The sequence below is a fragment of the Microbacterium sp. MRS-1 genome (assembly GCF_000585455.1).
Taxonomy (GTDB): Bacteria; Actinomycetota; Actinomycetes; order Actinomycetales; family Microbacteriaceae; genus Microbacterium; species Microbacterium laevaniformans.
Map to the genome: position 1 here is coordinate 1 of NZ_JAUF01000064.1, position 22,905 is coordinate 22,905.

Annotated in this window: 20 protein-coding genes; 10 read left to right on the plus strand and 10 right to left on the minus strand. The window is 71.9% G+C overall.

Annotation, left to right across the window (positions count from 1 at the left end; all coding sequences use genetic code 11):
* Positions 1 to 183 precede the first annotated feature (183 nt).
* From uraH to AS96_RS11255, 3 genes are read right to left on the minus strand one after another with little or no spacing between them, the layout of a single operon-like run.
* On the minus strand, positions 184 to 504 hold the full coding sequence (gene uraH / locus AS96_RS11245; protein ID WP_036289756.1) for a hydroxyisourate hydrolase: 321 nt from the start codon (positions 502 to 504) through the stop codon (positions 184 to 186).
* Complete coding sequence (uraD, locus tag AS96_RS11250) at positions 501 to 1,007, minus strand: 2-oxo-4-hydroxy-4-carboxy-5-ureidoimidazoline decarboxylase (protein ID WP_036289758.1); 507 nt, start codon at positions 1,005 to 1,007, stop codon at positions 501 to 503. The genes uraH and uraD overlap by 4 nt, the downstream gene beginning before the upstream one ends.
* 2 nt (positions 1,008 to 1,009) lie before the next feature.
* A complete protein-coding gene (locus AS96_RS11255) occupies positions 1,010 to 1,636 on the minus strand; it encodes a helix-turn-helix domain-containing protein (RefSeq protein WP_016463960.1) in 627 nt (208 codons plus the stop codon).
* A 220-nt stretch (positions 1,637 to 1,856) separates the two neighbouring features.
* On the opposite strand from AS96_RS11255, the gene AS96_RS11260 reads away from it, so the two are divergent.
* The 7 genes from AS96_RS11260 to AS96_RS11290 all read left to right on the plus strand — a co-directional run bounded on the left by AS96_RS11260 (position 1,857) and on the right by AS96_RS11290 (position 11,437).
* On the plus strand, positions 1,857 to 3,527 hold the full coding sequence (locus AS96_RS11260) for an NCS1 family nucleobase:cation symporter-1 (RefSeq protein ID WP_036289760.1): 1,671 nt from the start codon (positions 1,857 to 1,859) through the stop codon (positions 3,525 to 3,527).
* Positions 3,524 to 4,366, plus strand: coding sequence for an aspartate/glutamate racemase family protein (locus tag AS96_RS11265; RefSeq protein WP_036289762.1), 843 nt, complete (start codon positions 3,524 to 3,526; stop codon positions 4,364 to 4,366). The genes AS96_RS11260 and AS96_RS11265 overlap by 4 nt, the downstream gene beginning before the upstream one ends.
* A complete protein-coding gene (allB, locus tag AS96_RS11270) occupies positions 4,354 to 5,799 on the plus strand; it encodes an allantoinase AllB (RefSeq protein WP_036289765.1) in 1,446 nt (481 codons plus the stop codon). The genes AS96_RS11265 and allB overlap by 13 nt, the downstream gene beginning before the upstream one ends.
* Positions 5,796 to 6,905, plus strand: a complete 1,110-nt coding sequence (locus tag AS96_RS11275) for an acetamidase/formamidase family protein (protein ID WP_005051673.1) — start codon at positions 5,796 to 5,798, stop codon at positions 6,903 to 6,905. The genes allB and AS96_RS11275 overlap by 4 nt, the downstream gene beginning before the upstream one ends.
* Before the next feature lie 358 nt (positions 6,906 to 7,263).
* Positions 7,264 to 8,829, plus strand: a complete 1,566-nt coding sequence (locus AS96_RS11280) for an AtzH-like domain-containing protein (RefSeq protein WP_036289767.1) — start codon at positions 7,264 to 7,266, stop codon at positions 8,827 to 8,829.
* Positions 8,826 to 10,136: a pyridoxal-phosphate-dependent aminotransferase family protein gene (locus AS96_RS11285; RefSeq protein ID WP_036289769.1), complete on the plus strand. Its 1,311-nt coding sequence runs from the start codon at positions 8,826 to 8,828 to the stop codon at positions 10,134 to 10,136. Before AS96_RS11280 ends, AS96_RS11285 begins: the two co-directional genes overlap by 4 nt.
* On the plus strand, positions 10,133 to 11,437 hold the full coding sequence (locus AS96_RS11290) for a Zn-dependent hydrolase (RefSeq protein WP_036289771.1): 1,305 nt from the start codon (positions 10,133 to 10,135) through the stop codon (positions 11,435 to 11,437). Before AS96_RS11285 ends, AS96_RS11290 begins: the two co-directional genes overlap by 4 nt.
* Before the next feature lie 124 nt (positions 11,438 to 11,561).
* On the opposite strand, the gene AS96_RS11295 is transcribed toward AS96_RS11290, so the two are convergent.
* On the minus strand, positions 11,562 to 12,179 hold the full coding sequence (locus AS96_RS11295; RefSeq protein WP_005051679.1) for a TIGR00730 family Rossman fold protein: 618 nt from the start codon (positions 12,177 to 12,179) through the stop codon (positions 11,562 to 11,564).
* A gap of 93 nt (positions 12,180 to 12,272) precedes the next feature.
* Here AS96_RS11295 and AS96_RS11300 point away from each other — a divergent pair, with 93 nt between their 5' ends.
* On the plus strand, positions 12,273 to 13,649 hold the full coding sequence (locus AS96_RS11300) for an amidohydrolase family protein (RefSeq protein ID WP_036289773.1): 1,377 nt from the start codon (positions 12,273 to 12,275) through the stop codon (positions 13,647 to 13,649).
* A 190-nt stretch (positions 13,650 to 13,839) separates the two neighbouring features.
* On the opposite strand, the gene AS96_RS11305 is transcribed toward AS96_RS11300, so the two are convergent.
* From AS96_RS11305 to AS96_RS11330, 6 genes are all read right to left on the minus strand, one after another.
* Entirely contained in the window at positions 13,840 to 14,730 is an 891-nt protein-coding gene (locus AS96_RS11305; protein ID WP_036289775.1) for an ABC transporter permease, read from the minus strand.
* A gap of 2 nt (positions 14,731 to 14,732) precedes the next feature.
* Positions 14,733 to 15,539 carry an ABC transporter permease gene (locus AS96_RS11310; protein WP_036289776.1) on the minus strand — a complete coding sequence of 269 codons (807 nt, stop codon included), beginning with the start codon at positions 15,537 to 15,539 and terminating at the stop codon, positions 14,733 to 14,735.
* A gap of 2 nt (positions 15,540 to 15,541) precedes the next feature.
* Positions 15,542 to 16,354: an ABC transporter ATP-binding protein gene (locus tag AS96_RS11315; protein WP_036289780.1), complete on the minus strand. Its 813-nt coding sequence runs from the start codon at positions 16,352 to 16,354 to the stop codon at positions 15,542 to 15,544.
* Between the two features lie 22 nt (positions 16,355 to 16,376).
* Positions 16,377 to 17,471 (minus strand): ABC transporter substrate-binding protein, encoded by a 1,095-nt coding sequence (locus tag AS96_RS11320; protein WP_005051690.1) that lies wholly within the window; start codon positions 17,469 to 17,471, stop codon positions 16,377 to 16,379.
* 74 nt (positions 17,472 to 17,545) lie between these two features.
* Entirely contained in the window at positions 17,546 to 20,302 is a 2,757-nt protein-coding gene (locus AS96_RS11325; RefSeq protein ID WP_036289778.1) for a molybdopterin-dependent oxidoreductase, read from the minus strand.
* Complete coding sequence (locus AS96_RS11330) at positions 20,299 to 21,087, minus strand: FAD binding domain-containing protein (RefSeq protein ID WP_231477245.1); 789 nt, start codon at positions 21,085 to 21,087, stop codon at positions 20,299 to 20,301. Before AS96_RS11330 ends, AS96_RS11325 begins: the two co-directional genes overlap by 4 nt.
* A 158-nt stretch (positions 21,088 to 21,245) precedes the next feature.
* Between AS96_RS11330 and AS96_RS11335 the strand changes: the two genes are divergently transcribed.
* Together AS96_RS11335 and AS96_RS11340 are read left to right on the plus strand one after the other, a co-directional pair.
* On the plus strand, positions 21,246 to 22,355 hold the full coding sequence (locus tag AS96_RS11335; protein WP_036289784.1) for an XdhC family protein: 1,110 nt from the start codon (positions 21,246 to 21,248) through the stop codon (positions 22,353 to 22,355).
* Positions 22,352 to 22,905 (plus strand): nucleotidyltransferase family protein (locus tag AS96_RS11340; protein WP_036289786.1); only part of this gene is annotated, 554 nt, incomplete at its 3' end. The genes AS96_RS11335 and AS96_RS11340, both read left to right, overlap by 4 nt.

Here is a 22,905-nt window from a genome sequence, read left to right on the forward strand (position 1 = left end):
CCCGCCTCCGCCCCCCCGCCCACCCGCCGCCCGCCCCCGCAGTCCGCGAGACACGGTCTACGCACCGAGACACCGCTGCACACAACGTGTCTCGGTGCACAGCCCGTGTCTCGCGGAGGAGGGCGGACGTCGCGGAGGAGGGCGGCCGTCGTGGGGGAGGGCGGACGTTGCGAGGGAGGGGGGTCAGGTGCCGCGGTAGGTCGAGTAGGCGAACGGGCTGAGCAGCAGGGGCACGTGGTAGTGGCGGGTGTCGGCGACGGTGAAGGCCACCGTGACCGACGGATAGAACGTCTCGGTGCCGCGGGCTGCGAAGTACGGCCCCGTCGCGAACACCAGCGCGTAGGTACCCGCGGACAGCTCGTCGGGTCCGAGGGCGAGGCGGCCATCGGCATCCGTCCGCCCGCTCGCCACGGTCGTCCCGTCGGCGTCGAGGAGCTTCACGTCGACGCCGGATGCCGGGGCTCCGGCCGCGCCGTCGAGCACATGCGTGGTGAGGTGGGTCATGCGATCACCGCCTCCAGCCGCAGCAGCGCGATCTCGCGCAGCTGGTCGAGGGCCTCGGCGGCCTCGGTCTCGTCGTCGTTGTCGAGGCGGCGCTCGAGCTCGTCGCGCATCTGCTCGGGCGTGCGTCCGGCCGCACGGATGAGGAAGACGCGGCCGAAGCGTTCCTCGTAGGCGGCGTTGCCGTCGGCGATCGCGGTCGCCGTCGCGGCCGCGGCCGACGACATCGACGCCTGTTCGCGGCGCGACGCCTCGGCGTCGGCTCCCGCGCCGCGCGGCTTCTCGCCGATGCGCGGGTGGTGGGCGAGGGCGGCGTCGAGCTCGGTGCGCGTCCAGGTGCGCGCGAGCGCGCCCGCCCGGGCGATCAGCGCGTCGCGCGTTCCGTAGGGACGCCCCGCGACGACGGCGTCGACCCAGGCGGGGACGGCGGCCCAGACGCCGACGGTGGATGCCGCGGCATCCACCGTGAGCGCGTCGAACGCGTCGATGCTCATCTCGGCGGCCATGCTCAGCGGGCTCCGTGGACGACGAGCCAGCGGGCGACGACGGGCTCGCTGGAGGTGTTGTGCAGTCGGTGCGGACGCGAGCAGGGGTAGCTGATGGCATCGCCCGGGCGCAGCACCACCCGCTCGTCGTCGAAGTCGACGGTCAGCTCGCCCGAGACGACGGTGCCGACTTCGTAGCCCTCGTGGCGGAAGAGTCCGGCGTCGCTGTGGGCGGTCGCACCGGGCGGGTAGGTCGACTCGAAGTAGTCGACGCCGGGCGTCGGCACGGGGGAGATGCGGCGGAAGGTCACGCCGTCGTCCAGCACGATCGCCGTGTCGTGCTCGGCGCGGCGCAGCCCGAAGCTCGTCGGCGTGGTCGGCGCCTGCGACCCGGAAGGGTCGAAGACCGAGGTCAGCGGCACGTCGAGCTCGTCGGTGATGGCGATCAGGCGCGAAACGCTCGGCTGCATCACCCCGCGCTCGATCTGCGACACCGCGCTGGGCGAGATGCCGAGCCGGCGAGCGAGGTCGCGCGCCGACATGCCGCGGGCGACCCGCAGGGCGCGCAGCCGCTCACCGACCCCGTCACCCGCGCTCTCGGCACGGTCGGCATCGAGCTCCGGCGGATCGACGGCGGGGGCGCGGCTCATGTCGCGATCGTATCGGGCGCGGATGCCGAGCGGGCGGCGCCCCGATCGGGCTTCACCTGTTCGTCACATGTGAAGAGCCAACTTCACACAGCCGTTACATGAGCGAAATCGCCCCGGCAGGGTGAAGTAATAGCTTCACATTACGCACCACCCAGGCCACGGACTCCACGTCGCGGTCCGCCCACCTTCGTCACCGACTCGGAACCCCTGGAAGGTACCCATGACCTCTCTGACCCCAGCATCGACCGCACCGTCGACCGGTGTCTACGACATCGTCGAAGCCGCCGGCATGCCCACGGGCGCCGGCAACATGAAGCCGCAGTACGACGAGCGCCTCGCCAACGAGGACCTCGCACCGCTGCGCAAGCAGAAGTGGAGCGCGTACAACATCTTCGCGTTCTGGATGAGCGACGTGCACTCCGTCGGCGGATACGTCACCGCCGGCTCGCTGTTCGCGCTGGGCCTGCAGAGCTGGCAGGTGCTGATCGCGCTGCTGGTGGGCATCGTCATCGTGCAGTACTTCGCCAATCTCGTCGCCAAGCCCAGTCAGAAGACAGGTGTGCCGTATCCCGTCGTCAACCGGGCGATCTTCGGCATCCGCGGAGCCAACATCCCCGCGATCATCCGTGGACTCATCGCCATCGCCTGGTACGGCGTGCAGACGTTCCTGGCCGCAGAGTCGCTGAACATCGTGTTCCTCAAGTTCATCCCCGGCTCGGCCGCGCTGCTGGACGTGTCGTTCCTGGGGCTGTCGGCCCTCGGGTGGATCTCCTACGGCATCCTGTGGGTCGCGCAGTTCCTGCTGTTCTGGAACGGCATGGAGGTCATCCGTCGCTTCATCGACTTCGCCGGCCCCGCCGTCTACGTCGTGATGATCGCGCTCGCCGTCTACCTCGTGTCGCAGGCCGGCTGGCAGAACATCTCGTTCAACCTGTCGACCAAGCAGCTGGACTTCTGGTCGTCTATCCCGGTGATGTGCGCCGCGATCGCGCTGGTCGTGTCGTACTTCTCCGGCCCGATGCTCAACTTCGGCGACTTCGCCCGCTACGGCAAGAGCTTCGCGGCGGTCAAGCGCGGCAACTTCTGGGGTCTGCCGATCAACTTCCTCTTCTTCTCACTGCTCACCGTGATCACGGCGTCGGCGACCGTCCCCGTCTTCGGCCAGCTCATCACCGACCCGATCAAGACGGTCGAGGCCATCGACGGCTGGTTCGCGATCCTCCTCGGCGGCCTGACCTTCGTCACCGCGACGGTGGGCATCAACATCGTCGCGAACTTCATCTCGCCGGCGTTCGATTTCTCCAACGTCGCCCCGAAGAAGATCTCGTGGCGCGCCGGCGGGATGATCGCCGCCGTCGGGTCGGTGTTCCTGACCCCCTGGAACTGGTATTCCAACGACGACGCGATCCACTACACGCTGGGCCTGCTCGGGGCGCTCATCGGTCCGCTGTTCGGCATCCTCATCGCCGGCTACTACGTCGCCGGACGCCAGCGCATCAAGACCGATGCGATGTTCACGATGGACCCGACGGGCCCCTACTGGTACCGCCGCGGCTTCAACCCGAACGCGATGAAGGCGCTGCTGGTCGCCGGCATCCCCGCCGTCTTCCTCGGTGTCTTCCCGAAGCTGTTCGCCGACATGGGACTGTTCGACATCTCGTGGATCAGCGACTACAGCTGGTTCATCGGCTGCGGCCTGGGCTACGCCGCGTTCGTGCTCTTCGAGCGCCTCGACCCGCGGGTGCCGACGTTCGACGGTGAAAGCGACGGCGTCTCCGACGGCACGATCGACGGCGCCGCCGCGACCGCTGCGGCCGAGCCGCCCGCCATCTCGGCCGAGATCCCCGTGGCCGCCGTCACCGGCACGACGGCGGGACCCGGCACCCCGTGAGGATCCTCCTGATCAACCCCAACACCTCCCGGGCGATGACCGCGACCATTGCGGCCGCCGCTCGGGAGGTGGCGGGGGCGGATGCCGAGATCGTCGCCGTCTGCCCCGAACCCGGTCGGGGACCGGCGGCGGTCGAGAGCCACGTCGACGAGGTGGCGGCGGCCGCGGCCGTCGTGGAGCTCGTCCGCGCGGACCTCGCCACCGGCGGCAGCGACGCGTACGTGCTCGCGTGCTTCGGTGACCCCGGCCTCGACGCGGCGCGCGAACTCGTCGAGGTGCCGGTGATCGGCATCGCGGAAGCCGCCATGCACGTCGCGGCGATCGCGGGGCGCCGTTTCGCGATCGTGACGACGCTGGGACGCACGCTCGGACGGGCCCGCGACCTCGTCGCCCGCTACGGCATGGACCGCGCCTGCGCGCAGTACCGCGCCGTGGAGATCCCCGTGCTCGCCCTCGAGGAGCCCGACGAGCACACCCTGGCCCGCATCGAACGCGAATGCCGGGCCGCGCTTGATCCTCCCGCGGTCGGGGCGTCCGGGGCGGCCGGTGACCCGGTCGATGCGATCGTGCTCGGGTGCGCCGGCATGGCGGACCTCTGCGCGCGACTGTCGGCCCGTGTCGATGCTCCCGTCATCGACGGGGTCGCCGCCGCCGTGGGGCTCGCGATCGGCATGGCACGCATGGGTGTGCGCACCGGCTCTCGGGGCGAGTACGCGCCCCCGCCCGTGCGGAAACACCCGCGAAACGACGCCTCGATAGCGTCTGACGTGTCTTCGGACGCCGCGATGACGCCGCATCCGCAACCGAGGGCACGAGAGGCGATGCTGTGGCAGATGTGAGCGTGATCCGCGCCGAACGCGCCTGGATCGACGGGGCGTTCCGCTCCGCCGAGGTGCGGATCGTCGACGGCGTGATCGCCGAGGTCACCCTGCCCGGGCGCTCGGCGGAAGCGGATGCCGCGGCATCCGCCGACGTCCACGTGCTCGGCGCCGACGAGGTGCTGCTGCCGGGACTCGTCGACTCGCACGTGCACCTCGACGAGCCGGGACGCACCGACTGGGAGGGTTTCGCGACCGGTACCGCCGCGGCCGCGGCGGGCGGCATCACGACCGTGTTCGACATGCCGCTGAACTCGGTGCCCGTCACGACGACGCCCGAGGCGCTCGCCGCCAAGCGGGCCGCGGCCGCGGGCAAGCTCGCGGTCGACGTCGGCTACTGGGGCGGCGCCGTCCCCGAGAACCTCGGGCGTCTGCGCCATCTCGCCGGTGCTGGCGTCGTCGGTTTCAAGTGCTTCCTCGTGCCGAGCGGCATCGACGAGTTCGGTCACCTCGACCGCGCCGGCCTGCTCGCCGCGCTCACCGAGATCGCCGCCTTCGACGGCCTGCTCATCGCGCACGCCGAAGACGAAGCGCACCTGCACGAGGCCGCCGTCGAGGTCGGCGCGGGCCCGGCGGGCGAACTCGGACGTCACTACGACACCTTCCTGCGCAGCCGCCCGCCGGTGAGCGAAGAGGCGGCGATCGCCGCCGTCATCGATGCGGCCCGCGCCACCGGGGCCCGGGCTCACATCGTGCACGTCGCCGACGGACAGGCGCTGGACGCCGTGCGCGCGGCGAAGGCCGACGGCATCCGCCTCACGGTCGAGACCTGCCCGCACTACCTCACCCTGTCGGCCGAAGAGGTTCCCGACGGCGCGAGCGCGTTCAAGTGCTGCCCGCCCATCCGCAGTCGGGCCAACCAGGACCTGCTGTGGGAGGGCGTGCTCGACGGCACCATCGACGCCATCGTCAGCGACCACTCACCCGCCACTCTTGCGCTGAAGACCGCGGGGGGCGGCGATTTCGGCCTGGCGTGGGGAGGCATCGCGGGCGTGCAGACCGGGTTCGCGAGCGTCTGGACCGAGGCAGCGCGCCGCGGCATCCCGCTGGAGAGCCTGCTGCCGCTGTTCACGACCGGACCGGCCCGCATCGCCGGGATGCCGGGACTCGGCGTCATCGCGCCGGGCGTACGGGCGAACCTCACCGTCTTCGCGCCGGAACGGTCGTGGACCGTCGACGCGCACCGCCTGCTCTACCGGCACAAGCTGTCACCGTGGGATGGTCGCGCCATGCGCGGCGCCGTCGTGACCACCGTGGTCGGCGGCACCGTCGTGTACCGTGCGGGCGACGACGATGCGCGGTCCCGGCCGGGGATCGAGCTGCTGGCCGGTGCGGATGCCGGGGCAGCGCCCGCGACGGCAGCCCACCCGATGCGCGAAGGAGCGACATCATGACCGAGACCATCGACATCCTGCAACCCGGATCGGGCCGAATCGCCGGCGCGCACTACCTCCCGGCATCCCCGGAGACGGTGCTCTGGGGACGGCTGCCGTGCGCCGCCGATGCGCCCGTGCTGAGGATCGCCGCCGGCGAGACGGTGACGATCGACACCGTCAGCCACGAAGGCATCCTGCCCGATCAGGGCCAGGACCCCCTGGGGTACTTCACCGGCCACGGGGTGCCGGCCGCACACGTGCTCACCGACGCGATCGAGATCGCCGCGACGGTCGCACGCGACGCCGCGCTCGACGGGCCGCACGTGGTCACCGGGCCGATCTTCGTCGAGGGGGCCGACCCCGGTGACCTGCTGAAGATCACCGTCGTCGACCTGGCCCCGCGCGTGCCGTACGGCGTCATCTCCAACCGGCACGGCAAGGGGGCCCTCGTCGGGGTGCTCCCGCGCGGGCCCGAGAACGTCAGCGTGTTCACGCCGGTGTCGGACGGTCGCGGCATCCTGCCCCTGGTCGACGGGGGCGAGCGCGTCGTGCGGTTCCCGCTCGCCCCGTTCCTCGGGACGATGGGGGTCGCCGTCGCGGGCGACGAGCGCCCCCACTCGGTTCCCCCGGGCGCGCACGGCGGCAACATCGACATCAACCTGCTCGTGGAGGGCGCGGTCCTGTACCTGCCGGTGCAGGTGGCCGGCGCCTTGGCGTACGTCGGCGACCCGCACTTCGCGCAGGGCGACGGCGAGGTCGCGCTGACCGCGCTCGAGGCGTCGCTGCGCGCCACGCTGCGCTTCGACGTGGTGCCGCGCGCGGAGGCGCTCGCGTCGTTCGGCGAGGTGACCGGCCCGCTCGTCCGCACCGACGAGTACCTCGTGCCGACGGGGCTCGACGTCGATCTCGACGAGGCGATGCGCAAGGCCGTGCGGGCCGCGCTCGATCTGCTGCAGGCGCGCTACGGCATGGCCGAGCACCTGGCCTACGCGTACCTGTCGGCCGCGACCGACTTCGACATCTCGCAGGTCGTCGACATCGTCTGCGGTGTGCACGCCCGCATCCGCGAGGCGGACTTCGCCGCCGTCCGCCCGGCCTGGTTGGTCGGCGAGGACGCCTCGTGACCGTCCGCCGCCGCCGCGGCATGTCGCCGCCTCCGCGCGCCGCCGTCCACAACTCCGGAGATTCGGTGGCCACGGGCCCGTCCGGGGCTGTTTCCGGCCGTCCGGGACCACAACTCCGGAGTTGTGCACGCGGCGTCGCTGCCGTTCCCCGCCCGGCTGCCGCCGCTCCCCGCGGCGTCGCCGCCCTTCCCCGCCCGGCTGCCGCCGCTCCCCGCCCGGCTGCCGCCGTTCACAACTCCGGAGATTCGGTGCCCACGGGCCCATCCCGGGCTGTTTTCGGCCGTCCGGGACCACAACTCCGGAGTTGTGCACGCGGGGCCATGAACCGGGGCGGGCGCCCGTGACGGCGGCTCAGACCATGCCCGACGAGCTGCGCGCGGCGTTCGAGGGGTACGAGCGGGCGATCCTGACGAATGACCTCGACGCCCTGGATGCCGCGTTCGCTCACGGTGACCGCACGCTCCGCGGCGATGGCGCGGGGCTGCTGGTCGGACACGACGCGATCAGCGCGTTCCGCGGCGCTCGCGGCGGGGTGTCGGCTCGCACCATCGAGCGAGTCGAGTACCGGCCGCTCGCCGAGGGGGTCGCGCTCATCGTCGCCGTCTCCCGGTTCGCGGCGGGCGGCACCGGCCTGCAGACCCAGGTGTGGGAGCAGATCGACGGGCGGTGGCTCATCACGGCCGCGCACGTCACCCCCCGCTCGGCGGCTTTCGACCGTTCGATCTGGCGGGCTGTCGGCGACCCGCTCTACCAGGGCGCATGGGAGGGGCCGCTGTCCGGCCTCACGGTCGCCGTGAAGGATCTCTTCGCGATCAAGGGCTATCGCATCGGTGCGGGAAACCCGACCTACCTCGACTCCGCCCGCGCCGAGACCACCAGCGCCCCCGCGGTGGGCGACCTGCTGCGCGGCGGAGCGTCGCTGCGGGGCATCGCGCGCACCGACGAATTCGCGTACTCGATCGCGGGTGACAACGCGCACTACGGCACCCCGCCGAACGCCGCGGTGCCGGGCGCGCTGCCGGGCGGCTCGTCGAGCGGACCGGCATCCGCCGTCGCGCTCGGCCACGCCGACATCGCCCTCGCGACCGACACCGCCGGCTCCGTGCGCGTGCCGGCGTCGTATCAGGGCCTGTGGGGCCTGCGGACGACGCACGATCTCGTGCCGCGGCAGGGGCTGCTGCCTCTCGCGCAGAGCTTCGACACGGTCGGGTGGCTTACCCGCGACGGCGCGACGCTGCAGGCGGTCGCCGACTGGTGTCTGAGCTACGACGGCTCCGACTCGACCGACTCCGTCTTCGGGGCCTCCGCCGCCGACCTCCCGTGGCGGTTCCGGGTGCCGACCGAGGCGCTCGCCGCCGCCGAGCCGGCCACGCGCGCGGCGTTCGAGGAGCTGATCGCGGCATCCGCTCTGCCGATCGAGCAGGTCTCGCTCGGCGACCTCGACGACTATCTCGTGCCGTTCCGGACGGTGCAGGGTGCGGAGGCCTGGCGCAACAACGGCGACTGGCTGCGCGCCCACCCCGGCTCGACCGGACCCGCCGTGGCCGCGCGCTTCCGCGCCGCCGCCGCGGTCACCGCCGCCGACGAGTCCGCCGCCCGAGCCGCCCTGGAACCCCTCCGCGACACGTTGCACGCGCTCGTCCGCGACGCCGTGCTGCTGCTGCCGACGGTGCCCGGGCCGGCGCCCTCGCGCTCGGCCACGGGTGCGCAGGTGGATGCCGTGCGCACCGACACCCTCCGCCTGACGACCCCGGCCGCCGTCGGCGGCCTGCCCGCCCTGTCGGTGCCCCTGCTCACCGTCGACGTTGCGGGCGGCCCCGCACCGGTCGGCGTCAGCCTCGTCTCGCGCGCCGGCGCCGACATCGCCCTCGTGCGCCTCGGCCGTGCCCTCCACGCCCGCATCACCGAAACGGAATCCGTATGAGCAGCACCTCCTCGCCCGGCCCGACGAACCTCCCCGGCCCGATCGCCCCGCCCGCGCGGCTGCTGATGGGCCCGGGGCCGATCTCGGCGTACCCGAGCGTCCTGACCGCCATGTCGGCGCCGCTCGTCGGCCAATACGACCCGTTCATGACGGCGACGATGACCGAGACGCAGGAGCTGTATCGCGGGGTGTGGAGCACCCGCAACGAGGCGACCCTGCTGGTCGACGGCACGAGCCGTGCCGGTATCGAGGCCGCGATCGTCTCGCTCGTGAAGCCGGGCGACCGGGTGCTGGTCCCCGTGTTCGGCCGGTTCGGACACCTGCTGGCCGAGATCGCCGAGCGGGCGCTCGCCGAGGTGCACACGATCGAGACCGACTGGGGTCAGGTGTTCCCGGCATCCGTCATCGAGGAGGCGATCGTGCGGGTGAAGCCGACGCTGCTCGCCCTCGTGCAGGGCGACACCTCGACGACGATGCTGCAGCCGCTGGAGGACATCGGCGAGATCTGCCGTCGCCACGGGGTGCTCTTCTACTCCGACGCCACCGCATCGCTCGGCGGCAACGCCTTCGAGGCCGACGCGTGGGGGCTGGATGCCGCGACGGCGGGCCTGCAGAAGTGCCTGGGCGGTCCGAGCGGATCGTCGCCGATCACGCTCAGCCCGCGGGCGGTGGCGGTGATCCGCTCGCGGAAGAAGATCGAGGCCGGCATCCGCGAGCCCGGCGACGAGTCGTCGGCCGATTTCGTGCGCTCGAACTACTTCGACCTGGGGCAGATCCTCGACTACTGGGGTCCGCGCCGACTCAACCACCACACCGAGGCGACGAGCATGCTCTACGGCGCGCGGGAGTGCGCGCGGCTGCTGCTTCTCGAAGGCCGCGACGCCGTCATCGCCCGCCACGAGCTGGCGGGACGAGCGATGCTCGCCGGCGTCGAGGCGCTGGGCTTGGTGGTCTTCGGTGACGTCGCCCACAAGATGAGCAACGTCGTCGCCGTCGAGATCCCCGCCGGCGTGCCCGGCGATGCCGCGCGGTCGGCCCTGCTGGAAGACTTCGGCATCGAGATCGGCACCTCGTTCGGCCCGCTGCACGGCAAGGTGTGGCGCATCGGCACCATGGGTTACAACGCCCGGAAGGATGCCGTGCTCACCACCCTCACCGCCCTCGAGAGCGTGTTGCGCCGGTTCGGGGCCGCGGTTCCGGCCGGTGGCGGCGTCGAGGCCGCCGCGGACGTGTTCGCCGCGGCGCCCGTGGCGCTGCACGCGCCGCGCACCAGTGCGGCCGTCGCCGTGTCGGCGGAGACGGCGTGAGCTCGGCATCCCTCCTGCGCGCCGCGCCCGACGTCATCGCGACCGCTGCGCGCCGCGTGATGGCGCGGTGTGAGGAGCTCGCGCGGGTGAGCGCGGATGCGGCATCCATCGAGCGCGTCTACCTCTCGCCCGAGCACGCCCGTGTCAACCGGCTGGCGGCGGAATGGATGCGCGAGCTGGGCATGCGCACGTGGCAGGATGCCGCGGGCAACCAGGTCGGCCGCATCGGCGATCCGGCGGCTCCCGCGCTGATGCTGGGCTCGCACCTGGACACGGTGCTCGACGCCGGGCGTTACGACGGCATCGCCGGGGTGCTGATGGCGCTGGAGGTGGTGCGTCTGCTGCGCGTGCCGGCGGGCGAGGGCACGGGTGACGGCTGGACCGTGCCGCTGCCGTTCGCGATCGAGGTCGTCGCGTTCTCGGATGAGGAGGGCACCCGGTTCGGCAAGGCGCTGCTCGGATCCTCCGCCGTCGCCGGCACGTGGAGCGACGCGTGGTGGGATCTGGCGGATGCCGACGGTGTGAGCCTTCGCCAGGCGTTCCTCGAGTTCGGGCTCGACCCGGGGCGGGTCGGCGAGGCCGCCCGTCGGCCCGATGAGCTGGTCGGGTACCTCGAGGCGCACATCGAGCAGGGTCCCGAGCTGGACCGGGCCGGGGAGCCCCTCGCCGTCGTCTCGTCGATCGCGTCGGCGCGGCGGTTCCAGCTGGTGGTGGAGGGTGAGGCCCGCCACGCCGGCGGCACACCCTACGACATGCGTCGCGACGCGCTGCTGGGCGCGAGCGAGGCCGCGCTCGCGGTGGAGCGGATCTGCTCGGCCGAGCACCACATCGTCGGCACCGTCGGGCGCTTCGAGGCGTTCCCCGGCGCGGTCAACGTGATCCCGGGCGAGGTGCAGTTCTCGCTCGACCTGCGCGGCGAGTTCGACGGCGAGCGCGACCGCGTGTGGGATGCGCTCGCACGCGAGCTCGACGAGATCATGGGCCGGCGAGCCCTGCGTTGGCGTTCGCGCGAGGTGCACAGCGCTCCGGCGGTGTTCTGTGCGCCGCTCCTGCAGGACGTGGTGGCCGGCGGCATCCGCGCGACCCTTCCGCCGCGGTCGGACGCGCCGCCGGCGATCTTCAGCCGCGCCGGGCACGATGGCATGTCGCTGGGAGCGGTGACCGACGTCGGCATGCTGTTCCTGCGCAACCCCGACGGCATCAGCCATCACCCGGACGAGTCCGTCTCCGCGGGCGACGTGGCCCACGGCATCCGCGCCCTCGCCGAAGCCGTGCTGCTGCGCGGCACCGAGCGGATCTGACCCGCCGTCGCGTCCTCCGACCGCGAGACACCGCCTGTGCACCGAAACACGGTCTGTGTACCGGTGCGTCGGTGCGCAACCGGTGTCTCACGGACGCGGACGCGGACGCGGTCCGCAACCGTGCTCAGGGGCGCACGGGCAACGCCATCGCGCCGGTCATCTCGGCGCCCGGCGAGGCCTCGGTGCGCGCGGGGGGTACGTAGTCGCGCAGTCGTGCCAGCGCCTCAGTGGCCTCGGTCGCGACGACGAGCATGTCGGTGTAGCGGGGGTGCGTGAAGCCGCGGTCGCGCATGTTCGCGACGAACGCGAGCAGCGGGTCGAAGTACCCGTCGACGTTGAGCAGTCCCACCGGCTTGTCGTGGATGCCGAGCTGTGCCCACGTCCACTGCTCGGTGAGCTCCTCGAGCGTTCCCGGGCCACCGGGCAGGGCCAGGAAGGCGTTCGCGCGGTCGGCCATGAGCATCTTCCGCTCGTGCATCGTGTCGACGAGGATCAGCTCGGTCAGATCCTCGTTGACGGCTTCGCGCGCCTGCAGCGCCCGCGGGATGATGCCCGTGACCTCCGCCCCGGCGGCGAGGGCGGCATCCGCCACCGTGCCCATCAGGCCGACGTGGCCGCCGCCGTAGACCAGCGCCATGCCGGAGCGGCCGATCGCCGTGCCGACGGCGCGCGCCGCCTCGACGTAGACCGGGTCGAAGCCCGGGGAGGATCCGCAGAAGACCGTGACCGTGAATCGCGACATGACCAGACGCTAATCCGCCCGTGTTTCCGCTTCGTGCACGGGTGTTTCCGCGCCGTGACAGGTCGGAAACATGGCCTGATTAGCGTGCCCAGCATGTCGCTCCTCGTCACGCACGCCCGTCTGATCACCGTCCCGGCCGGAACGGACGACCCGGGCTACGTCGAGGACGGCTGGATGCTGGTCGGGGACGATGGCCGCATCGCGGCCCTCGGCGCGGGCACCCCGCCGGTCGGCACGACCGCGGACGAGACCCTCGACGTCGCGGGCGCCTTCGTCGCCCCCGGGTTCGTGTCGAGCCACTCGCACCTGTTCACGAGCGGTCTGCGCGGCCTCGGCGTCGCCGACACCCTCTACGGGTGGTGCGACGCGATGCTCGGCACCACCGCGCACATGAGCGCCGATCAGCTCTACTGGGCGACGCTGCACGGCTCCCTCGACTTCCTCTCGAACGGAGTCACCACGGCGTACAACTTCACCGACCCGCTGCAGGCGTGGGAGCCGATGGTCGACGGCAAGCGCACCGGCACCGCGGGCCTGCGGGGCCTCGAGTACCACTGGCGTCAGGCCGAGGGCACGCGGGATTCCGGCATCCGCTTCGTCGACGCCGCCGGCATGGACGTCACCGCCGGAACTCCCGACGAGGTGTTCGACCGCTTCGCCGCCGAGGTCGCCTACACCCGCACGTTCGATGCGGACTACGCGCTCGGCTCGTCGATCATGGGCCAGGTGCAGTGGTCTCCCCACCCGGATGCCGCGGCGTTCGAGGTCGAGGCGATGCGCCGCTTCGGCGTCACGAACCAGGCGCACTTCCTGGAGTCGCCCGAGGCCGTCGAGCACCAGCAGTCGAAGTTCGCGCTGTACCGGGATGCCGGGGCTCTCGAGCTCGGGCTCGTGTTCGGCCACTTCATCCAGACCACGCCCGAGATCATCGCGCAGTCGGTCGCCGGCGGCGCGGCGATGTCGTGGCAGCCGGCATCCAACGGCCGTCTCGCCTCGGGCACCGCGCTCGTGCCCGAGATGCTCGCGATGGGGATGAAGGTCGGCGTCGGTCTCGACGACCAGGCCTGCACCGACGTGAGCGATCCGTGGCAGAACATGCGCATCGGCATCTACGCACAGCGGGCGCGCACGAAGGATCCGCTGTCGATGATGCCCGAGCAGATGCTCCGCCTGCACACCCTCGGATCGGCCGAGATCATGGGCGTCGCCGACCGCGTCGGTTCGCTCGAGGTCGGCAAGTTCGCCGACTTCGTCGTGGTCGATCCGCGCCGCCCCGACGTCGGGCCGCTCTGGCACCCGGTGCGCTCGTACGTGCTGGCGATGAGCACGCGCAATCTGAAGGCCGTCTACGTCGGCGGTCGTCTCGTGAACGCTGACGGAGTCTCGACCAACCCGCTCGCCGAGGAGGCCTCCGCGAAGGTGCACGAGCTGCCCGCCGCCGTCATTCCCCTCCGCGGCCACCCGCACTGACCCCCCACCCGCACTGCCCCCGCCCGGCCGAAGTGCAAGGGATGCCGTGAGACACGCGGCATCCGCGCCGTCGCCGACGGCGTGTCGACCCGCCCACCTTGCAGTTCGGTTCGGCGGGAGGCGGGGGCGGGAGGCGGGAGGCGGGAGGCGAGGCGTGGGGGTGGAGGTGAGCCGGGTGCGCGGAGCGGCCTCAGCGCCCGGCAGCCATGCCCATGCGGGCCAGCACGATGTTCTCCACGATCTGCACGAGGTTGTAGAGCACGAGCGTGATCAGCGTGATGAGCGCGATCGAGGTCCACAGCTGGGCGAACTGCGCCTGCGCGTTGAACTTCAGGATCGACCCGCCGATGCCCGTGCCGGTCGAGAGCCACTCCGCCAGCAGCGCACCGGTCACGGCTCCCGGCACCGACACGCGCGCCGCGGCGAACACCGACGGCAGCGCTCCGGGCAGGTTGACCTTGCGCAGCGCCGTGAACCGGCCGCCGCCGAAGACGTGCACGACATCCAGGCTCTGCTGGCTGGCGCGGCTCAACCCGAACAGCACGTTGGCCAGGGCCGGAAAGAGAACCACGACGGTGCCGATGACGGCGACGGATGCCGGGGTCCCGCGTCCCGTGACGAGGATGATGACCGGCGCGATCGACACCAGGGGAATGGTGCGCAGCAGCAGCACGAGCGGCATGACGCCCGCCTCGATCGCCTTGGACAGACTGAACGCGATCGCCAGGACGATCGCGACGATCATGCCGACGACGAATCCGATCCACGCGTCGAGCAGCGTCTGGCCGACCAGCGGGAACATCTGTGCGCGGTTGGCCTCCGCCTTCGGCGCCGTGACGAGGAATGTCCACACATCCAGCGGGCCCTTGGCGATGTAGGGGGAGATGCCGGTGAGGCTCACGATCGCCTGCCAGAGCAGCAGCAGCAGCAGAAGGGTGATGCCGGCGTTGCCGAGCGAGCGCAGCAGGGTGCGGCGCAGCCCACGGCGCCGGTCGGCGCGAAGGCGCGCGACGGCGATGGGGTCGGCGGTGCCCACGTGGGATGCCGCGGGTGTTGCGGGGCTCGTGTCGATGACGTCCACGCTCACACCGCCTTTCCGGCCACCCACGGGGTGACGAGTCTGATGAGCAGGCCGAACAGTCCGTAGGCGACGAGGGCGAACACGGCGCACAGGAGGAACACCGACCAGACGCCGGCCGAGTCCAGCTGGCCCTGCAGGCGGATGAGCGTCGGTCCGACGCCGGCCGTGATCGCGCCGAGGTACTCGCCGAGCACGGCGCCGAGGAAGGCGGTGGGCACCGCGATCTGCAGCGCCGTGAGGATGGCGGGAAGCGCCGCGACGAGGCGCACCTTGCGCAGCTGCGTCCAGCGCCCGCCGCCGTAGACGCGCACGACGTCGAGCGCGGCCTTGTCGGCGGAGGTGAACCCGAGGACGGCGCCGACGACCGTCGTGAACACGCACACGAGCGCGGCGAGGAAGATCGCGGTGGCCGACGGATCGCCCGGGTTCTTCGCGCCACCGAGGACGACGATCGAGATGCCCCCGACCGCGACGATCGGAAGGCAATAGGTGACGACGGCGATCTGGGTGATCACCGTCTCGGTGCGCGGGAAGACGAGCACGACCGTCGCCAGCAGCAGGGCGATGCCGTTGCCCCAGAGGTAGCCGATCGCCGCCGCGGTGATGGTCGGCTGGAACACGCCCCAGGCGCCCGCGATGTTGCCCTGCACGAACAGCCAGTCGACGACGGCCCATGGCGCCGGCACGGGCGTGTAGCTCGTCCCCTCCTCCGGGCGGAAGGCGGTCAGCGAGAACAGCCACCACACGCCCACCAGGACGACGGCGCCGACGAGTCCCGCGACCCAGCCGGGCACGCGCACGCGAGCCACGGCTACGCCTCGGCCTCGGCGCGGCCGTCGTGTCCGAACAGCAGCTCGGAGGCGCGGTCGACGAGCGCGTGGAACTCGGGCGTGCGCATCATCTCGGGCGTCCGCGGACGCGGCAGGTCCACCTCGATGATCTCCTTCACCCGTCCGGGCCGCGGCGACATGACCGCGACGCGGTCGGCGAGGAAGATCGCCTCACTGATGCCGTGCGTCACCAGCAGCGTCGTCGCCGGCTTCTCGGTCCAGATGCGCAGCAGCTCGAGGTTGAGGTTCTGCCGGGTCATGTCGTCGAGGGCGCCGAACGGTTCGTCCAGCAGCAGCACCGACGGCTTCAGGACGAGGGCGCGTGCGATCGACGCGCGCTGGCGCATGCCGCCCGACAGCTGGGCGGGCTTCGCGTCGGCGAAGTCGCGCAGACCGACGAGGTCGATCAGCTCGTCGACGTAGCCGCGATCGACTTTGCGACCGGCGACCTCGAAGGGCAGCTCGATGTTCTTCCGGATGCTGCGCCACGGCAGCAGTGCGTGGTCTTGGAAGGCGATACCCAGCTCGCTCTTGGCGCGCAGCTGGTCGGGGGTCTCGCCGTCGACGAGCGCGACGCCGTCGGTCGGGTGATCCAGGGCGGCGAGGATGCGCAGGATCGTCGACTTGCCGCAGCCCGAGGGACCCAGCAGCGCGAGGAACGAGCCCTTGTCGGTGTGCAGGTCGGTGTCCTGCAGTGCCTGCAGCGAGCGTCCGCCGCGCAGCGTGAACGACTTCGAGACCCCGGAGATCTGGATGCCGGTGCCGGCGGCAGTCGCGCCGGCACCGGCATCCATCGTGGATGACACGGACATCTCTTTAGGGGAGGTACTTCTTGAGCTCGGGGTGCTCGGCGTAGATCTCGTCGATGATCGACGTGTCGAACAGCTGGTCGGCCGTCAGCTCCCAGCCCGACGCCTTCAGGGAGGCGAGGGTCTGGGCCTTCAGGTCGTCCGAGATCGTGAACAGGCCGTTGGCCTGGGTCTCGTCGGTGGAGATGAGCTTCGCCTGCGCCTCGATGCCGGCCTTGACCTTGGCGGGGTTCAGCTCGCCGAAGGTGAGATCGCCCGCCGCGGCGGAGTCGTTGTAGTGCTTGGTGACGACCGTCACGGTGTCGTCGACGGGCTTGGTGAACGTGTCGGTCCACCCCTTGATCTCCGCGATGAGGAACGCCTTCAGCAGGTCCTTGTGCTCGGCGAGGTACTGGTCGGTGACGGCGTACGACTCGGCGACGTAGGGCAGACCGTTCTCCGCGTACGCGAGGTTGGTGGTCGGGTATCCCGCCATCTCGACCGTGATGGCCTCGTTGGTGAGGTAGGCCATGAAGCCGTCGACGTCACCGTTCATGAGCGGCGTCGGATCGAAGTCGACGGGCACGATCGTCAGCTGGCTCTCCGAGATGCCGTTCGCAGCGAGGAGCGCCTTGAAGACCGAGGCGTTGGAGTCCTGCACGCCGATCTTCTTGCCGATGAGGTCCTTCGGGGTCGCGATGTTGCCCTTGTCCTTCAGCGACAGGATCGTGAACGGGTTCTTCTGGAAGGTCGTCGCGATGATCTTCAGCGGAGCGCTCTGCTCCGACACGGCGGCGCCGACGGATGCGGCATCGGTCAGCGCGACCTGCACCGAGCCGGACAGGAGCTTGGCGACACCCGTGTCGGGGCCCGCGACGCCCGTCACCTTGGAGAAGCCCGCCTGGTCGTAGTAGCCGTTGTCGTAGGCGTAGAACTCGCCCGCGAACTCCTCGTTCTTGATCCACGAGTACTGCACGCTGATGTCGCCGTAGCTGGCGGCCTCACCGGATGCCGAGGGGCTGGCTGCGCCTCCCGCCGACGAGCAGGCGGACAGAGCGAGGGCGGCTGCGGCGGCGACCGCCAGGATGATTCCGCCGCGGCGGCGGGTGGAGCGTGAAGGCATCGGGTCTCCCGGGTGCGGTGTCATGTGCTGTGGATGCAGAACGGGCTGCGGTGATTCTGGAGACGATAGGTGCCTCACATTTCCGGCGTTTGCCCGTTCGTGTTTCGGTGGTGTGACGCGAGGCGCCAGACACGGTCGCGGCGGAACGGCTGCTCGTAGGGACGGGCGCCCAGCGCGCGGGCGATGGCATTGCCGATCGCCGGCGCGACGGGGTTGTACGGCGACTCGCTCATCGACTTCGCACCGAACGGGCCGAGATCGTCGGCGGTGTCGGCGAAGTAGACCTCGGTCTCGGGGATGTCACCGAACTGGGGCACGCGGTACAGCCGGAAGACGGGGGTGGTGACCTTGCCGTCCTCGACCATGACCTCTTCGTACAGGGCGCTGCCGATGCCCTGCGCCACCCCGCCCTCGATCTGTCCGCGGCACTGCGCGGGATTCATCACGAATCCGGCATCCGCCGACTGGATCGACTGCAGAATGCGGACGATGCCGGTGCGGGGGTCGACGGCGACCCGGACGGCGTGGACGTTGAACGCCAGCGAGCGGTGCTCACCGAGCTCGCTGCCGTCGGCGGTGAGCTCGCCGTCCGCCGTCAGCTCGTCGAGTCGCACGACGCGAACGGGCGTGTATACGCCGTCGGGCATGAGCCGGGCCGCCGCGGCATCCGTGCCGGTCAGCTCGGCCGCACGGGCACGCATTCGCGCGGCGAGCGCGAGGCAGGCGGCGTGCAGCGCCTTGCCCGCGACGGTGATGCCGGCCGATGCGAACGCGCCCGTGTCGTGGGCGACGGCGTCGGTGTCGGCGTGCCAGAGCTCGATGCCGTCGGGGTCGGCGCAGAGGTCGGTGACCGCGATCTGGCGGAGAACCGTCGTGGTGCCGTTGCCGAACTCGGCCGTCCCGGCGCGCAGCAGATAGGTGCCGTCGGTGAGGAGCGTGGCGCTCGTGTGCGCGATGTGGCCGAACGGCGCCATCGTGGCGATCATCGCCGCCGCGACGCCCTCGCCGACGAGCCACCCCGCGGGGGCCTCGACGCCGTTGCCGCGGCGGAGGGCCGACTCGGCGAGATCGAGGCACTGGTCGAAGCCGTAGCTGCCCCACACCAGGTCGTCGTGGCCCGGGTCGTCCTGCGGCGTGACGGCGTTGCGCCGCCGAAGCTCGAACGGGTCGATGCCCAGACGCTCCGACAGCTGGTCCATCGCCGACTCCACGCCGAGCACCACCTGCCCGAGCCCGTATCCGCGGAACGCGCCCGACGGCACGTTGTTCGTGTACACGACCTCCGCGTCGAGCCGTTTGAGCGGAACCCGGTAGATCGTCGTCGACTCGGCGAGGGAGTGGAACATCACGCCGCGCGAATGGTTGCCGTACGCGCCCGTGTCGCTCAGCAGGTCGATCGCCATCGCGGTCAGCCGCCCCTCGGCATCCGCGCCGAGCGTGACCGTCACGCGCATCGGATGCCGGACGGCGGCCCGCTGGAACTCGTCGGCGCGGCTGAACTCGAACGCCACCGGGCGGCGGGTGCGCAGCACCGCGAGCGCGACGAGATCCTCGGTGAACATCTCCTGCTTGCCACCGAATCCGCCCCCGAGGCGGGCCGTGTGCACGCGCACGCGGTCGCGGTCCAGGCCGAAGATGTGCGCGATCTCGTCGCGCGCCAGAAACGGCACCTGCGTCGAGGAGCGCAGCACCAGGCGGCCGTCGTCGTCGAGCCAGCCGATCGAGCCGTGGGTCTCCAGCTGCGCGTGCGTGACCCGCGCGGTCTGCCACGTCCCGGTCACCGTCACGGCGCTCGCGGCCAGGGCGGCCTCGAGCTCGGCGGCGTCGGGCCCGGCGTGAACGCTCGCGATGACGTTGCGCTCCGCTTCGTCGACGCGGTCGGCCGGCGTGCGGTCGGGGTGCAGCAGCGGAGCGCCGGGGCGGCGCGCCTCGTCCGGGTCGAAGACAGCGGGGAGGGGCTCGTAGTCCACACGGACGAGCCGGCACGCCTTATCCGCCGCCTCGGCGGTCTCGGCGACCACCGCGGCGACCCGCTGCCCGACGTGGCGGACCACGTCGTCGAGCATGCGGGTGTCGTCGGGATCGTCGGTGCGGTGTTCATGCCGCCCGGTGGAATAGCGCACGTCGGGGACGTCGGCGTGCGTGAAGATCGCGACGACGCCCGGCACCGCGCGGGCGGTCATGGTGTCGATCGCCGTGATCCGCGCGTGTGGGTGCGGGCTCGTCACCAGCCGCAGCACGAGGGCGTCGGCCGCAGGGTGACCCGGCTCGAGGTCGAACGTGAAGCTCTCGCGCCCCTGCGTCAGCCGCGGGCCGGCGGCAGGCGCGACCGAGCGGCCGACGATGCCCGGTTCGGATGCCGCGGCATCCGCCCCGCCCCGCCGGCCCGACCGTCCTGTCTCGCGCACCGCGGTCATGATCGCCTCGCGGATCGGGCGATACCCCGTGCAGCGGCAGAGGTTGCCCTTCATGCGACGGTCGAGGTCGTCGAGGTCGCTCTCGTAGAGCGTCGACGCCGTCACGCTCATCCCCGGCGTGCAGAACCCGCACTGGAAGCCGAAGCCGCTGGCCAGCGCCTCCTGCACGGGATGCAGCTCATCGCCCGGTGCGAGTCCGGCCGCCGTGGTGACGTGTCGACCCTCGACACGACTGGCGGGAATGAGGCAGGAGTGCACGGGCTCGCCGTCCAGCAGCACGGTGCAGGCGCCGCAGTCGCCCGCGTCGCACCCCTTCTTGACCTCGGTGTGGCCCGTTTCGCGCAGGAGGGTGCGCAGGCACTGGCCCGGACGCGGCTCGGCATCCACCTCGGCGCCGTCGACGCCCCACTTCATGCGAGCTCCCTCCGGATGTCCTCCGCGAGTGCGACGGCGACGCCCCGACGCCAGTCCGCCGACCCGAGCGGATCGGTGTAGTACCCCGGGCAGTCCTCGACGGCGGCGGCGAGTGTCGCGGCATCCGGCAGGGCGGTGAAGCGCAGCACCGTGGGACGCCAGGTCGCCGCCGTCACCCCGAAGACACTGGCGCCGTCGGGGTCGACCCGGCCCGTGACGACGGCTCCCGAGCGGCCGTGCTCGGCGAGGGCGATCTTGCGCAGCGCGGCGCGCGAGCGCAGCGCGTCCGCCGGCAGGCGGATCGCGCGCAGCACCTCGCCGCGCTCAAGCGAGGTCGTGCCGTTGCCGGTGACGAGCTCGGCGACGGGAAGCTCACGGTCGCCCTCGCCGCTCCAGATCTCGGCGATCCCGTCGAGCCCGGCACACAGCGACACCATCGCGCCCGCCGCGAAAGCGCGGCAGACGTTGCCGCCGACGGTGGCGGTGTTCCAGATCTTGAACGAGGCGAGGAGGGCGTTCGCGGCATCGGGGATCATCGCGGCGGCGGTCCACGGTGCCGGGGCCTTCTGCGAGAAGGCGACGAGGCGTGCGATGGTGCACGTCGCGGCGATGCGCAGGCCCTCGGCATCGGCGTCGAGGTCGGGCCAGCCCATGCCGGTGAGGTCGACGAAACCGGTCGTTGCGGGCTGCGGCTCGCTCATCAGCCAGGTGCCGCCCGCCATGATCGTCTCGCCCTCGGCGAGCCGGAGGTCGTCACGGGTGCGCGCCGTCCGGAACGAGCGCACGGTGGTGATGTCGATGTGTCGCTCCGATCTGTTTCGCGTCCCGTCCGCGGCGTCGGGTGCGCGGACCGGATCGAGTTCGAGTGAAACAGAGTGCCGTTTCGCCCGTGTTTCACGCGCACGCAACAGGCTCGCAACGAGCGGCGATTACGGTGACGACCATGCGCGAGATCCTGTCCCCGGCAGCCCAGTGGGTGCGCGACGGGCGCGTGTTCGCGATCGCGACGGTGGTCGCGGTCTCGGGCAGCGCGCCGCGGCCGGTCGGGGCGAGCATGATCGTCTCGGATGCCGGGGTGTTCGGAAACGTGTCGGGCGGGTGTGTCGAGGGCGCCGTCTACGAGCGGTGTCTCGAGGCGATCGACAGCGGAGCGGTGTCGGTCGACAGCTTCGGCTACAGCGACGGCGAGGGCCTCGCCGCGGGCCTCACCTGCGGGGGAGCGGTCGAGGTGCTCGTGCGTCCCGTGCCGCCCGGTAGCGCCGCGGCGGCCCAGCTCGCACTGCTGGCCGAGCGGGATGCCGCCGGCATCCCCACCCGCTTCCGTCTCGTGACGTCGGGCGCTCTCCGCGGGACGGGTGTCGTCGAGCACGGGACCGCCGACGCGTCGGGGGCGGATGCCGCGCCGCACGCCGACGCGATCGTCGTCGAGGTGGGCGCACGCCCGCGGCTCATCGTGGTGGGCGCCGTGGAGTTCGCCGTCGCGCTCGCCCGACTCGGTCAGGCGATGGGGCAGCGGGTGAGCGTGGTCGATCCGCGGGAGGTCTTCGCCAACGCCGACCGCTTTCCCGGGGCAGAGGTCGTGGTCGACTGGCCCGACCGTTATCTGGCCGGCGAGCGGCTCGACGCTGCCACGGCGATCTGCGTCCTGAGTCACGATCCGCGTCTGGACGTTCCCGCGCTGCGGGTCGCGCTCGGCTCGCCCGCCGACTATGTCGGGGCCATGGGCAGCCGCCGCACCCACGACGACCGGCTCCGCCGCCTCCGCGACGCCGGCGTGGGCGACGCCGAGCTCGCACGACTGCGCTCGCCGATCGGCCTCGACCTCGGCGGCGTCTGCGCCGACGAGACCGCCCTGTCGATCCTCGCCGAGATCGTCGCCGACCGCCGCGGCGGGTCGGGTGCACGGTTGTCGGGTCTGGCCGGTCCGATCCATGCCGCCGGACGCGGAGGCGCCGTGTCGGCGGTGCGGCCCCCAGTGGGCGCCGCGGTGTGCGCGCCGATCGCCGCCGACGTCGCGGCGTCCGCCGTCGTGCCGTCCGCCGTCGTGCCGTGACGGTCTGCGGCATCGTCCTGGCCGCGGGCGCGGGAACCCGCTTCGGTGGGCCCAAGGCGCTCGCTCGAACGCCCGCGGGCGCACCGTGGGTCGCGCGCGCGGTGGGTGCGCTCCGCGCCGCGGGCTGCGATCCGATCGTGGTCGTGCTCGGTGCCGCCGCCGACGAGGCGCGACGGCTCGTCCCTCCGGATGCCGTCGTGGTGTCCGCCGCCGCGTGGGAGCAGGGGCTCTCGGCATCCGTACGTGCCGGGCTCGACGCCGCCGCCGCGTCGAGCGCGGTGGCCGCGCTGCTCGTTCCCGTCGACGTGCCGGAGCTCCCGGCATCCGCGTGCCGACGGATCATGCGGGATGCCGAGGCGCACGCCCTCCGTCAGGCCGTGTATCGGGGGCGTCCGGGCCACCCCGTGCTGATCGGTCGCGCCCACTGGTCGCAGCTGGCGGACGAGCTGACCGGAGACGCCGGTGCCGGCGCCTTCCTGCGTGCTCACGGCGCCGCGCGCATCGAGTGCGCCGACCTGTGGCACGGCCGCGACCGCGACACCCCCGCCTG

Bases quoted from the DNA above. Each gene is read 5' to 3' on its own strand.
- uraH (WP_036289756.1), bottom strand. From the start codon at position 504: ATGACCCACCTCACCACGCATGTGCTCGACGGCGCGGCCGGAGCCCCG.
- uraD (WP_036289758.1), bottom strand. From the start codon at position 1,007: ATGGCCGCCGAGATGAGCATCGACGCGTTCGACGCGCTCACGGTGGAT.
- AS96_RS11255 (WP_016463960.1), bottom strand. From the start codon at position 1,636: ATGAGCCGCGCCCCCGCCGTCGATCCGCCGGAGCTCGATGCCGACCGT.
- AS96_RS11260 (WP_036289760.1), top strand. From the start codon at position 1,857: ATGACCTCTCTGACCCCAGCATCGACCGCACCGTCGACCGGTGTCTAC.
- AS96_RS11275 (WP_005051673.1), top strand. From the start codon at position 5,796: ATGACCGAGACCATCGACATCCTGCAACCCGGATCGGGCCGAATCGCC.
- AS96_RS11280 (WP_036289767.1), top strand. From the start codon at position 7,264: ATGCCCGACGAGCTGCGCGCGGCGTTCGAGGGGTACGAGCGGGCGATC.
- AS96_RS11285 (WP_036289769.1), top strand. From the start codon at position 8,826: ATGAGCAGCACCTCCTCGCCCGGCCCGACGAACCTCCCCGGCCCGATC.
- AS96_RS11295 (WP_005051679.1), bottom strand. From the start codon at position 12,179: ATGTCGCGATTCACGGTCACGGTCTTCTGCGGATCCTCCCCGGGCTTC.
- AS96_RS11300 (WP_036289773.1), top strand. From the start codon at position 12,273: ATGTCGCTCCTCGTCACGCACGCCCGTCTGATCACCGTCCCGGCCGGA.
- AS96_RS11315 (WP_036289780.1), bottom strand. From the start codon at position 16,354: ATGGATGCCGGTGCCGGCGCGACTGCCGCCGGCACCGGCATCCAGATC.
- AS96_RS11320 (WP_005051690.1), bottom strand. From the start codon at position 17,471: ATGCCTTCACGCTCCACCCGCCGCCGCGGCGGAATCATCCTGGCGGTC.
- AS96_RS11325 (WP_036289778.1), bottom strand. From the start codon at position 20,302: ATGAAGTGGGGCGTCGACGGCGCCGAGGTGGATGCCGAGCCGCGTCCG.
- AS96_RS11335 (WP_036289784.1), top strand. From the start codon at position 21,246: ATGCGCGAGATCCTGTCCCCGGCAGCCCAGTGGGTGCGCGACGGGCGC.